This window comes from Cohaesibacter gelatinilyticus, from assembly GCF_900215605.1.
Taxonomy (GTDB): Bacteria; Pseudomonadota; Alphaproteobacteria; order Rhizobiales; family Cohaesibacteraceae; genus Cohaesibacter; species Cohaesibacter gelatinilyticus.
In genome coordinates this window covers 16,190-28,561 of record NZ_OBEL01000006.1, presented here as the reverse complement: position 1 = coordinate 28,561, position 12,372 = coordinate 16,190, and the positions used below count along the sequence as shown (strand labels likewise).

10 protein-coding genes are annotated in these 12,372 nt (G+C 50.6%); 4 read left to right on the top strand and 6 right to left on the bottom strand.

What is annotated here, in order from left to right; genetic code table 11:
* The first annotated feature begins 160 nt into the window (after window positions 1–160).
* Together CRO57_RS19620 and msrP are read left to right on the top strand one after the other, a co-directional pair.
* Window positions 161–2,218, top strand: coding sequence for an elongation factor G (locus CRO57_RS19620; protein ID WP_097155218.1), 2,058 nt, complete (start codon window positions 161–163; stop codon window positions 2,216–2,218).
* Between the two features lie 172 nt (window positions 2,219–2,390).
* Entirely contained in the window at window positions 2,391–3,407 is a 1,017-nt protein-coding gene (msrP, locus tag CRO57_RS19615; RefSeq protein WP_097155473.1) for a protein-methionine-sulfoxide reductase catalytic subunit MsrP, read from the top strand.
* Window positions 3,408–3,426: 19 nt separating this feature from the next.
* Here msrP and CRO57_RS19610 read toward each other — a convergent pair whose 3' ends face one another.
* Entirely contained in the window at window positions 3,427–3,786 is a 360-nt protein-coding gene (locus CRO57_RS19610) for a DUF779 domain-containing protein (RefSeq protein WP_097155217.1), read from the bottom strand.
* A gap of 96 nt (window positions 3,787–3,882) precedes the next feature.
* Window positions 3,883–5,430 (bottom strand): acetaldehyde dehydrogenase ExaC, encoded by a 1,548-nt coding sequence (gene exaC / locus CRO57_RS19605; protein WP_097155216.1) that lies wholly within the window; start codon window positions 5,428–5,430, stop codon window positions 3,883–3,885.
* A 343-nt stretch (window positions 5,431–5,773) separates the two neighbouring features.
* Between exaC and CRO57_RS19600 the strand changes: the two genes are divergently transcribed.
* Window positions 5,774–7,738 (top strand): sigma-54-dependent Fis family transcriptional regulator, encoded by a 1,965-nt coding sequence (locus CRO57_RS19600; protein WP_170956181.1) that lies wholly within the window; start codon window positions 5,774–5,776, stop codon window positions 7,736–7,738.
* Window positions 7,739–8,109: 371 nt separating this feature from the next.
* Here CRO57_RS19600 and CRO57_RS19595 read toward each other — a convergent pair whose 3' ends face one another.
* The 3 genes from CRO57_RS19595 to CRO57_RS19585 all read right to left on the bottom strand — a co-directional run bounded on the left by CRO57_RS19595 (window position 8,110) and on the right by CRO57_RS19585 (window position 11,075).
* Window positions 8,110–9,000, bottom strand: coding sequence for a LysR family transcriptional regulator (locus tag CRO57_RS19595; protein WP_097155214.1), 891 nt, complete (start codon window positions 8,998–9,000; stop codon window positions 8,110–8,112).
* A gap of 146 nt (window positions 9,001–9,146) precedes the next feature.
* Window positions 9,147–10,085 carry a thioredoxin-disulfide reductase gene (gene trxB / locus CRO57_RS19590; RefSeq protein ID WP_097155213.1) on the bottom strand — a complete coding sequence of 313 codons (939 nt, stop codon included), beginning with the start codon at window positions 10,083–10,085 and terminating at the stop codon, window positions 9,147–9,149.
* 57 nt (window positions 10,086–10,142) lie between these two features.
* The gene (locus CRO57_RS19585; protein WP_170956180.1) at window positions 10,143–11,075 is read right to left on the bottom strand and encodes a mitochondrial fission ELM1 family protein; all 933 of its coding nucleotides are present in this window, start codon (window positions 11,073–11,075) and stop codon (window positions 10,143–10,145) included.
* 199 nt (window positions 11,076–11,274) lie between these two features.
* Here CRO57_RS19585 and CRO57_RS19580 point away from each other — a divergent pair, with 199 nt between their 5' ends.
* Window positions 11,275–11,751, top strand: a complete 477-nt coding sequence (locus CRO57_RS19580) for an Lrp/AsnC family transcriptional regulator (protein ID WP_097155211.1) — start codon at window positions 11,275–11,277, stop codon at window positions 11,749–11,751.
* A gap of 105 nt (window positions 11,752–11,856) precedes the next feature.
* Here the strand turns inward: CRO57_RS19580 and greA are convergent, their stop codons facing one another.
* Window positions 11,857–12,330, bottom strand: coding sequence for a transcription elongation factor GreA (gene greA / locus CRO57_RS19575; protein WP_097155210.1), 474 nt, complete (start codon window positions 12,328–12,330; stop codon window positions 11,857–11,859).
* Window positions 12,331–12,372: the final 42 nt, after the last annotated feature.

Here is a 12,372-nt window from a genome sequence, read left to right as displayed (position 1 = left end):
GGGCATCCAATCGCCATTTCATCTCGTGTTTCTTCTTGGATGGTTTTGGGCATTTGAGGATAAAATGCGGATGGAAATTATGTGAACATAACGAAAACAAAAATGCCGAATGGGTTGGTTTCTGGCTGGCCGTGAGGGCAGGAGCAAAAGGAGATAGGTCATGGGACAAAATGGCAAAAGAGTCGAGGGTCCACGATGCGTAGCAATCGTCGGGCCCTTTGGTAGTGGTAAAACAACTCTCCTGGAAGCATTGCTGGCGCGAACCGGAACCATCAATAAATTTGGTTCGGTTGATAGCGGTGGTTCTGTCGGTGATGGATCCGACGAAGCTCGTGCTCATCATATGTCCGTCGAGGCAAATATCGCCGAGGCGGATTTTTTAGGTGATACTTATACTTTCATTGATTGTCCGGGTTCGGTGGAGTTCCAGTTCGAGAGCCAACCCGCTTTGTCTGCTGCTGATATTGCCGTGGTGGTTTGTGAGCCTGATGAGAAGAAATTGCCAGCCCTGCAATTGATCCTGAAGACTTTGGAAGAGCGCAATATTCCGCGCATCCTGTTCCTCAATAAAATTGACAAATGTACCCGCCGGGTTCGCGAGATGCTGGAAGTGCTGCAACGGGCCAGCTCCACACCACTTGTGCTGCGCCAGATCCCGATTTGGAAAAACGATATTGCCATTGGTTTTATTGATCTCGCTTTGGAGCGCGCTTTCATCTATCGCGAGCATGCGCCCAGTGAGATGATTGAAATGTCCGACAGTGACCACGCGCGTGAATTGGAAGCCCGTTACAATATGTTGGAAACCCTGTCTGATCATGATGATGTTCTGATGGAGCACCTGCTGGAAGATATGGAGCCGCCACAAGATCAGGTTTTTGATGATCTGATTGAAGAAATGCGCCAGGGGCAGATTGTGCCGATGCTGATTGGCTCTGCTGAGACCGAGAATGGTATTCAACGTTTGATGAAGGCTCTACGTCATGAAGGGCCTGGTGTTGCAACCACCACCAAACGTCTTGGTATTGATGAGAATGCCAAGGATGAAGCCATCGTGCAGGTGATGAAGAGTATTCATACACCTCATGGTGGCAAGCTTTCCATCTCGAGGGTTCTGAAAGGCTCGCTGAAAGATGGAAGCGTCTTTTATGGTGAAGGCGGCAAGGAAGTTGGTCGTGTGTCCGGGCTGTTCCATGTACAGGGTCAGAAAACCATCAAGGACAATGTGGCGAGGGCAGGGCAGGTTATTGCGCTTGGTAAACTGGAAGGCGCACATACCGGTATGACCCTCTCAACCGAGAAAGATGGAATTGATCCTCTTGAGATGCTTGAGTTGCCTGCGCCTGTCTATTCCATGGCCATCAAACCCAAAGAGCATCGTGATGAAGTGAAGCTCTATGCAACACTACAAAAGCTGGTTGAAGAGGATCCATCTCTGCGTATCGCGCAAAATCAGGATAGTGGTGAGACCTTGCTTCACGGTCAGGGCGAGATGCATCTGCGTGTTGCGGTTGAGCGACTGGAAGGCAAATATAACATCAATATTGAGCATCATAAGCCATCTGTTCCTTATAAGGAGACGATTCGAAAACCCACAGAAGTACGTGGTCGTCATAAGAAACAATCTGGTGGCCACGGTCAGTTTGGAGATGTATTGCTGGACATCAAACCTCTGAGCCGTGGTGAAGGATTTGCTTTCTCTGAATCCATCACGGGCGGTGCAGTGCCAAAGCAATATTTCAGCTCTGTAGAGAATGGCATCAAGGATGCATTGGCCAAGGGTCCAATGGGCTTTGAAGTGGTGGACGTTGCCGTTAATCTGTCAGATGGGTCATATCACAACGTTGATAGCTCTGATCAGGCATTCCGTTCTGCAGGTAGCCTTGCCATGCGTGAAGGACTGCCCGATTGCAGCCCGGTTCTGCTAGAGCCAATCATGAATGTGAAGATCTCGGTGCCAAATGATGTGACTGCCAAGGTCAATACCATTGTGGCAGGTCGCCGTGGTCAGCTTATGGGCTATGATGCCCGACCTGGTTGGCCTGGTTGGGATCAAGTGGAGAGCTTGATGCCGCAATCCGAGATCAGTGATTTGATCATTGAGTTGCGCTCCATTTCAGCAGGTGTTGCGAGCTTTGAAGCCAGTTTTGATCATATGCAGGAATTGACTGGTCGTCAGGCTGATATGGTTCTGGCTGCCAAGCAAGCGGCGCAGTGACTGTTGGTTAAAATATGATGGTGAGAACGGGGCCGTTTGCGGCCCCTTTTTTGTTGCCGATGGCAGCGTGGAAGAATCGAGAGCATATCTCACAGATGTCACACAAGAACTTGAATTGCTTGTGTTTGGGGCTGTGGGTAGTCTGGCGACAGAATTTGAACTGGAGGTTTTCATGTTGATCAAGCGCCTGCCTTCCTGGATTTTGCCTGAGAGGGCTGCGACAGATGAAGGAATTTATCTGAACCGGCGAAAGTTTATGACCAATTCCAGCCTGATGATCGGTGGAGCTGCGCTGACCCTTGCTGGTTGTAGCGATCAAAGTAGCGATGGTTCAGATGCTGTAATCAGTCAATCTGCCAGCACTTCCGATTTTGTTGACCCAACGATGGATCTTTATCCTGCAAAGCGCAATGATGCTTATCAGATCGAGCAGGCTCTGACGGATGAGACTGTCAATTCGACCTATAATAATTTCTATGAGTTTGGTTCACACAAGCAAATCTCCAAAGCGGCACAGGCCTTGAATATTCGTCCATGGACCGTGAAGATTGATGGCATGGTGGAAAAGGAGATGGAACTGGATATTGATGCCCTGATCCGTTCCATGCAACTCGAAGAGCGTCTTTATCGCCATCGCTGTGTGGAGGCTTGGTCCATGACCATTCCCTGGACCGGATTTGCCTTCAAGGATCTGATCGCCAAAGCCAAGCCTCTGTCCGGCGCGAAATATATCCGTATGGAAACATTTCAGGACCCATCTGTTGCAACGGGGCAGAAGCAGACCTGGTATCCATGGCCTTATGTGGAAGGGGTTACCATGGAAGAAGCTTCCAATGATCTGGCATTCCTTGTAACAGGTGCTTATGGCAAGCCTGCGGCCAAACAGTTTGGTGCTCCACTTCGTTTGGCGCTGCCGTGGAAATATGGCTTCAAATCCATCAAGTCGATTGTGCGTTTCACCTTTACCGACAAACAACCTGTCAGTTTCTGGGAGAAGCTGGCAGCACGGGAATATGGCTTCTGGGCAAATGTGAACCCGGAAGTGGATCATCCGCGCTGGTCTCAAGCGACCGAGCGGGTCCTGGGGACCGGTGACCGTATTCCGACCAAGATCTTCAACGGATATGGTGAGCAGGTCGCTCATCTCTATAAAGATTTGGATCTGCCTAAAACCGTACTCTATCGCTAACTGGTAAGTATGTGCCCTGTCAGCGCTGTGGCAGGGCACATACTTCCGAGCGGGTCAGAAAACGCTGACCGGTGCCGTTATCGAGTGAGAACATACCGCCATTGCCCGGTATGGCATCGATGATCAGATGAGTATGACCCCAGCGCTCGCCCTGATCTTGGTTGATGTAGAATGGCACACCTGCCAGGTCTCCCAGCAACATATCGCTGTTACCGATGATGAAATCGGACTTTTCAAAGCACATGGGTGCACTGCCATCGCAGCAACCACCGGACTGATGGAAGATCAATTCCGGGCCGTATTTCTCCTTAATGATGCTGATCAGCTTCAAGGCACTTTCAGTGGCTTCGACCGTAGGGATGGGGGCTTTTTCGGACATGATTGGCTGGCTCCTTGTTCTGGTTGTCAAACGACCGGGCATCAAGGAGGGATGTCCGGCCGTATTGCATCTGGGTTTCTGATGGTGTGGGGACGATCAGAAGAAGCCCAGTGCATTGTCATCGTAGGAGACCAGCAGGTTCTTGGTCTGGCGATAATGGTTGAGCATCATCTTGTGGTTTTCACGACCAATGCCGGACTGTTTGTAGCCACCAAAGGCAGCATGTGCCGGGTAAGCGTGATAGCAATTGGTCCATACACGGCCTGCCTGAATTTCACGGCCCATACGGAAGGCACGGGTGCCGTTGCGGGTCCAGAGGCCAGCGCCAAGGCCATAGAGTGTGTCATTGGCTATTTCCAAGGCTTCTGCTTCATCCTTGAAGGTGGTGACCGAGACGACAGGGCCAAAGATTTCTTCCTGGAAGACACGCATCTTGTTGTGACCTTTGAAGATGGTCGGCTCGATGAAGTTGCCGTTCTCCAAACCTTCGCTCATCTTGGCAGCATTGCCACCAGTCAGCACCTCTGCGCCTTCCTGTTTGCCGAGTTCCAGATAAGATGTGATCTTTTCCATCTGTTCGACAGATGCTTGGGCACCGATCATGGTGTCCATGGACAGCGGATTGCCCTGTTTGACTGCCTTGGTGCGGGCAACTGCTTTCTCGATAAAGGCGTCGGCAATGCTTTCCTGCACCAGAACACGACTTGGACAGGTGCAGACCTCGCCCTGATTGAGAGCGAACATGGCAAAGCCTTCGAGGCATTTGTCAAAGTAGGCATCATCCTGTTCCATAATATCGGCGAAGAAGATATTCGGGCTCTTGCCACCCAATTCCAATGTGACCGGAATAATGTTCTGGGATGCGTATTGCATGATCAGGCGACCGGTCGTGGTCTCGCCGGTGAAGGCGATTTTGGCGATGCGGCTGGAAGAAGCCAGAGGCTTGCCAGCCTCCAGGCCAAAGCCGTTGACGACGTTCAGGACACCTGCTGGCAGCACATCAGCGATCAGCTCCATCAGAACCATGATGGAAGCCGGGGTTTGTTCTGCTGGTTTCAGCACGATGCAGTTGCCTGCGGCGAGGGCGGGAGCGACCTTCCATGTTGCCATCAATAGCGGGAAGTTCCATGGGATGATCTGTCCAACCACGCCCAGAGGCTCGTTGATGTGATAGGCATAAGTGTTGGCGTCAATTTCGCCAATGCTGCCTTCTTCGGCACGAATAACGCCTGCAAAATAGCGGAAATGATCAACGGCCAGTGCCAGATCAGCCGCGATAGACTCGCGGATTGGTTTGCCGTTATCAAGGGTTTCTGCCACAGCCAGAAGCTGGGTGTTCTGCTCCATGATGTCGGCGATTTTCAAGAGCATGTTCGAACGATCAGTGATGGAGCTTTTGCCCCAGGCAGGGAAAGCAGCATGGGCTGCGTCCAGAGCGGCCTCAATGTCATCTGCGTTGGAGCGGGCAACTTCACAGAGGATTTCGCCGGTTATTGGAGTTGGGTTGGCGAAATATTGGCCGGATTTTGGCTCTACGAATTCCCCATTGATGAAGTTGCCGTATTTGGCCTTGAAGGGAAAGTCGACACCGAGATGAGATGTGTCCAGAGCAGCACTTTTGTTGTTTGGCGTGACAATATTCATAATTTTCCTCCCAGAAAACTGTCATTGCGAAAAAAAGTTCAAACCTTGCTATGGAAGAAGCGTGCCAACTTGTAAGTCCTTGAATTTGTGTAAATGACCATGAGAGAAACTGTCACACCTGCGTTACACATTGCGCCATTTGTCACTCAGGCGATGCGTAACAGTGACAGGAAACCGATTTTGTGCGGTTTGTCGCATAACTGTTTCGGTGTTAGTGTTCATCGGTGACCATTGATAAATGAACGAACTCGACAAATCGGGCGACATTTTTGAGTGGTTCCGGGAGGAAAATTTGGCATTGATGAGCAGACAGCGCTCGGGGCTATTGCAACGGGACCGATCCATGATTTTGTCGTCTTGGGAACGGTGCCGGAATGAGCATGGTCTGGAGAAAGAGCATGAGCAGCGCGAGACCGTTGTTCGGCGCGAGCGTGTGCGCGATTCCATAGAAAGTCTGGGACCACTTTTTGCTGCTTGTCGTTCTCAGGTGCAACATATTTTCCAAAATATCGTTGGTTCCGGCCATGCGGTCATCCTGACCGATAATAGCGGTACAATTATTGATTTCTCTGTTCAATCAGATCTGGAAGCCTTGTTTCGCCAATCCGGTCTGCGTCGTGGGGCGGATTGGAGTGAGGATAGGGAAGGGACCAACGGTATTGGAACAGCCATTACCGAGAAAAAGTCAGTTACCATTTATCGTGACCAGCATTTCTATCGCAATCATGCTGCTTTGACATGTACAGGTGCGCCCATACTGGATGTTGAGGGGGAGGTCTTGGCCTTGTTCGATGTCTCTTCGATTGGCCGCAAGGATGATCTGGATATTTTGGCTCATACAAGAGCTTTGCTGGAAATGTCCGCGCGCCTGATTTCACGCCGCAATTTTCAGGATCATTTTTCCGATCAATGGATTTTGCGTTTTCATCAGGATGCAGATCGTGTGGGTTTGCTTGAAGAGGGTCTATTGGCGTTGGATCATAATGGCCGAATTGTCGGGGTTGATGAAATGGCGCTGTCGCATTTAGGAGCGAATGATCGTGGAGAGCTGATCTCTATTGGCGTGGAAGATCTCTTTGCCATGAAGGCGGACAAACTGGCCGAGAGCCTTTCGCAATCCGGGAGACAGGCGCAGGAATTATGGTTGGCAGGCGGCAATAACCAGCTGGAGCGCAATCTACATGCGCGTTTGGTGGAACCAGCAAGTCTGTCAAAGCATTCCGGTCTTGCATTTCGTTCCAACGGTTCGGCCAAGCCTGTAAGGCGTGCTTTGGACCCTGTAGCAAGACCAGTTTCTCGGATTTCTGATGACTCTGTAAATGTCAGACAATCCGCTCTCAACCAGATAACAGGTTCCGATCCGTCATTGCAGGTCCTGGCGAAGAATGCGCTTAAATTGTTTGAACATGATGTGCCGCTATTGGTGACGGGTGAGACTGGTGTTGGCAAGGACAGTTTTTCACGGGCATTGCATGAGGCAAGCAGTCGTTTTGAGCACCCATTTGTTGCGGTGAATTGCGGAGCATTACCGGAAAATCTGATTGAAGGGGAATTGTTCGGCTATAAGGCGGGAGCTTTCACCGGAGCACAGGAAAAAGGTTTCAAAGGGCAAATTCTGGCGGCGAACGGAGGTACTTTGATGCTGGATGAAATTGGCGATATGCCTCTTTCTGCCCAGACCCGCCTGCTACAGGTCTTGGAACAGCGTAAGGTGATGCCATTGGGAAGCAGCGAAGGGATTGATCTGGATATCCGTCTTATTGCTGCTACTCATCAATCGCTTAAGGAACTCTGTGCTCAGGGCAAGTTCCGTGAAGATCTTTATTTTCGGCTTTGTGGATTCACTGTCTCGTTGCCCGCTCTTCGCGAGCGTGAAGATCTGGCCGGTCTTGTTTCCAAGTTGAGTGAAGGGCGGCAATTGGAGAATGAAACAGATTTTGATCCTGATGCAGTACAGATGCTTAGAAATTCCACATGGCCGGGTAATATCCGTCAGCTGAAACATGTGCTGAAAACGGCCATTATTCTTGCGGATGAAGAACCGATTCGACCAGAGCATTTGCAGATGGGACCGATGGGCGCGGTTCTCCGGCCTCCAAGCATGGGTGATGATTTTGTGTCTGAGCATACGATCAGCCAAGAGCTTGGTTCTGGTTTGCAAAGCAACCTGCAAAAGACAGAGTATGAGACCATTCTATCGCATTTGAGGTGTGCCAAGTGGAATGTCAGCAAAGCGGCTCGTTCTCTTGGTCTATCGCGCAATACACTCTATCGGAAAATGAAAATCTACAGCATCAACCGCCATTGAGGTGACGGGTGTGGCTGGCTTGCAAGGTGATTTGTCAGATTGGAAATCTGGACAAAAAAAAGCCGGACTAAAAAGTCCGGCTTAAAGTCAATTCCGTGCAAAGCACGGAGCAATCACCTTCCAGAGGGGAACAGCTGGCTACAACTGACATCACTGGGAGGAGGAAGTGACGTCGTTGCCATCAGCTGAGACGTATATGCGCCTTTGCCGATAGATTTACAAGACGTTAATCTGCAAAGCAGCCATGCAAAAAACGCATGGCTTTAATGTTAGGTGATTTCAGATATAATGGTCGGGTAAAATATTATACGCAGAGTCAAAAAGACCGGGTCATGCCCGGTCTTTTTTGTCTGGTTATCTATTGAGGCCAGTCAATAATGCCAGCTGGCTGCCTTGGAGAGGAGAAAATCGCGCAATGCATTGATGCGCATGGAGTTTTTCATCTCGGAAGCATAGACAAAATAGGTTTGGAAGCTTGGCATGTCATGCTCGGTCAGTAGTTGAACGAGATTATCACGAGGGTGGACAACATAGTCAGGCAACATGGCAATTCCAGCACCTCGCATGACTGCGCTACGAATGGCGAGAATGTTATTCACCTTCAAATCGACTTTTCGTTTTTTGCTGCCCGGCATACCGGCACGTTCCAGCCAGTTCATATCCTTTAGGTAGTTTGGGGCATTGTCGCCAAAGGCAATAAGGCGATGACCTTCCAACTCTTCCAATGTTTGGGGGTGACCATTCTGTTTCAGATAGCTCGGGTGCGCAAAGACGTGAAAGTGTACTGTGAAGAGCTTTCGTTGGATCAAATCAGGCTGTGTTGGTTGATGCAAGCGAATGGCGACATCTGCCTCGCGCATGCCAAGGTCGAGATCTTCATTTTCCAGCAATAGATTGAGCGATAGATCGGGATACAGATCCATGAATTCCGGTAAATGCTGTGTGAGCCATGCCGAGCCCAGGCCAACAGTTGTGGTGACACGCAGCTCGCCCGTTGGCTTCTCCTTGGAATCAGTCAGATGAGTTTTGACTGTCTCCAGCTTCATCAAGACGTCATGAGCCGTTCGGTAAAGAAGTTCTCCTTGTTCGGTCAGGATCAGACCACGCGCATGGCGATGAAAGAGTGTGACACCAAGATCGAACTCCAGTGCACTGACCTGGCGAGAAATGGCGGATTGGCTCATATGCAATTTGTCACCTGCATGGGTGAAACTGCCTGCATCAGCTGCTGCATGGAATATACGAAGCTTGTCCCAATCCATTGGTTCCTCCCGGTTGGGCTGTATAAGGTGGTTATACTCTTTGGGCGACTTTATACGAAAGTATAGCCAAATGTTTGACCAACGTAAGATGAGCAATCATGATGGGGAAAATCAATTGTCATTTTCCCCATCTCATTTCATGATCTTCAATCTTCCTGCTCGGCGAGGAAACGCTCTGCTTCCAGTGCTGCCATGCAGCCCATGCCGGCAGCTGTTACCGCCTGACGATAGATGTCGTCGGTCACATCGCCTGCGGCATAGACGCCGGGAATGGATGTAGCCGTGGAATCTGGTGCAGTCCAGATATAGCCATTATCCTGCATTTTCAACTTGTCTTTGAAGAGTTCAACGGCAGGGGCATGGCCGATCGCGACGAAAATTCCATCGATATCCATATCTTTGGTTTCACCGGTTTTGACATTCTTGATACGGGCACCTGTGACGCTTGGTGGGAAGCCTTCCTTGCCCAGAACTTCATCCAGAACGCTATCCCAGATGATTTCGATCTTCGGGTTTTTCTTCAGACGCTCAATCAGGATGCGTTCGGCGCGGAACTCGTCACGACGATGTACGATGGTGACCTTGTCAGCATGGTGAGTGAGGTAGATTGCCTCTTCCACTGCTGTGTTACCACCACCAATGACCAGAACTTCCTTGCCACGATAGAAGAAGCCGTCGCAAGTCGCACAAGCAGAGACACCAAAGCCTTTGAATTTTTCTTCTGATTCCAGACCCAGCCAGCGTGCTTGGGCACCGGTGGCGATGACCACTGCATCAGCAGTATATTCAGTGCCGGAATCACCTTTTGCTTTGAAAGGTCGGGAAGACAGATCAACATCGACAATGTGATCGGTGACCATTTTGGTTCCGACATTGGCTGCCTGTGCCTTCATCTGTTCCATCAGCCATGGACCCTGAATCTCTTCTGCAAAGCCGGGGTAATTTTCAACCTCGGTGGTGATGGTTAGCTGACCACCTTCCTGCATGCCGGAAACGAGGGTTGGTTCCAACATGGCTCGGGCTGCGTAGATGGCGGCAGTGTATCCGGCGGGACCGGAGCCGATGATCAATACTTTGCTATGCATTGTGCTGTGCGTCTTTCTGGTTGTGGTCTGTCGCCGAAGGTCAAGTCTGGGATGGTCTCAGCCTTTTTTGTCGATGATCAGTCGGCGCAGTTCATCTGCAATGAGTTCTGTTGAATCTATGGGGGCTCTGGAGCCAGTTTCAAGGGGGGAATCGAGCAGATGCACAAGAGGTTGACGTAAAAGCTGTGTGATTGTGATTTTAAGCTTCTCGGGATAGGCATCCGGTTCGAAAATATAGACCGGAGCGGGTGTTGCCAGAACATCGGAGAGCATGGAGTGAGAATCTGCGGTAACGATTATGGTGTCCGCCAGAGACAGCATGGATAAATAGGGGTTGTCACCTTTGCCATCCCAGATCCAGTGCGTCCGGCCACGCAGGGCCTTTGTCACCTGATTGAGAAGATAGGGGGGGGTTCTTCGAGAAGGCGTGACCATCACCGACATGTTGGACGGAAGTTGATGGTCCAGATAATGGGCGAGCCGTTTTGCTGCTGCCTGACCAAACTTCTCGTTCTTGGTATCGCCACCAAGGACCAGAGCGACACGAGGTCCGGGTAGATGATGGATGGCTTGTGGACCGCTCTTTTGCGCGTGAGTTAATACTTCCGGGGTGATGCGATGCGGTCCGGTGAGTGTTACCATCACGTTGTTACCGCGCCTTTTGTCGTGGAATGGGACCCAAATCAGATCAGCACCTGTATTGTTGCAGCGCGGATCTTTCAAAAATAGTGTGACCGTATCGGGAGATGCTGTCTTTAGAGCCCGAAGGTAAGCAACTGTTCGTCTGCCAGATGCAATCGCAATGTCGGGATAAGGCCCGGCAATCGGTGATTTTGGCTGGTTTGGTCTGTCAGACGGTGCTATAGGCCCCCATGGCATAGCCCAGACCCAGGGGCGTCCAGGTGCAACATGACGTATTTCGATCTGTCCGCCTAGTCGTTCGGCCACGCCCAGGCACTGATTTTCATCACCGGGCTTGCCGTCGCTCAAGATCCAGATTTTTTGCTCAGCTTGGGTAATAAGACCAACTCCTTGCTGTGGCGGTTTTACGAATCATGCTCTAGAATGATAATCTGTTTCTCAAATGCGAACAAAAATATGTCATATCTTTCTCTTTGTGTCTTAAAAGGGCAAGATAACGGACCGGGATAGGCCGATCCAATGACCATTAACAAGAAACGAGGCTGCTTTGAAAGCGAGACTTGATCCGATTGACTGGAAAATCCTCAAAGAGTTGCAGGATGATGGACGGATTACCAATGTAGAATTGGCCAAACGAGTGGGGATTTCGGCTCCTCCTTGTTTGCGTCGTGTTCGTGCATTGGAAGAAGCGGGCATTATCAAAGGCTATCGTGCGATTGTGGATGAAAAGCAGGTTGGCTTTGACGTGACCGCGATTGCTCTTGTTGGACTGCACAGTCAGGCTGAGGCCGACTTGGTGGCTTTTGAAGAATTGGTTCGTTCCTGGCCACAGGTACGTGAGTGTTTCATGCTGTCCGGTGATATTGATTTCGTCCTGAGATGCGTAGCCAGCGATCTTCAGGCGTTTCAGTCTTTCGTCATCAATGAACTGACATCTGCACCCAATGTGGATAGTGTCCGTACATCTCTGACCATTCGCCAGTCGAAAGACTATCCCAATGTTCCAATTGAGATAGATGAATAAATGCTCGATGCTCTTTGAGAGCATTGAGTGTTGCCTATCAGGCATCAAAAAAAGCGCGTCTCCCATTGGGAGCGCGCTTTTTGCGTCTCTTGCCTCAATGTGAGGTCAGACATACTTGACCGCGAGGATCTCGTAGGAACGCGCGCCGCCAGGGGCTGCTACCTCGACACTGTCCTCTTCTTCCTTTCCGATCAGGGCGCGAGCGATAGGGGAGGAGAGAGAGATCTTGCCTTGTGCGATGTCAGCTTCCATATCGCCAACGATCTGGTAGGTTTTTTCTTCATCTGTGTCTTCGTCAACAATGGTGACGGTGGCGCCGAATTTGACCTTGGAGCCAGACATTTTGGCCACATCGATTACTTCTGCGCGGGAAAGCTTGTCTTCCAGCTCTGCAATACGACCTTCATTCAGGCTCTGCTGCTCTTTCGCTGCATGATATTCAGCATTCTCGGACAAATCGCCATGGGCGCGGGCTTCCGAGATGGCGGCGATGATGCGAGGGCGCTCTTCAGCGCTACGTTTTTTCAGTTCAGCTGCCAGAGCTTCATGCCCTGCCGGGGTCATTGGGATTTTTTCCATAGCCTCGGAGTGCCTCCTGAGTCATAGCGGGCAGTCAGCCTG

Coding starts and splice junctions, on each gene's coding strand:
- msrP (WP_097155473.1), top strand. CDS start 2,391: ATGTTGATCAAGCGCCTGCCTTCCTGGATTTTGCCTGAGAGGGCTGCG.
- greA (WP_097155210.1), bottom strand. CDS start 12,330: ATGGAAAAAATCCCAATGACCCCGGCAGGGCATGAAGCTCTGGCAGCT.
- CRO57_RS19595 (WP_097155214.1), bottom strand. CDS start 9,000: ATGGATTGGGACAAGCTTCGTATATTCCATGCAGCAGCTGATGCAGGC.
- trxB (WP_097155213.1), bottom strand. CDS start 10,085: ATGCATAGCAAAGTATTGATCATCGGCTCCGGTCCCGCCGGATACACT.
- CRO57_RS19610 (WP_097155217.1), bottom strand. CDS start 3,786: ATGTCCGAAAAAGCCCCCATCCCTACGGTCGAAGCCACTGAAAGTGCC.
- CRO57_RS19620 (WP_097155218.1), top strand. CDS start 161: ATGGGACAAAATGGCAAAAGAGTCGAGGGTCCACGATGCGTAGCAATC.
- exaC (WP_097155216.1), bottom strand. CDS start 5,430: ATGAATATTGTCACGCCAAACAACAAAAGTGCTGCTCTGGACACATCT.
- CRO57_RS19600 (WP_170956181.1), top strand. CDS start 5,774: ATGATTTTGTCGTCTTGGGAACGGTGCCGGAATGAGCATGGTCTGGAG.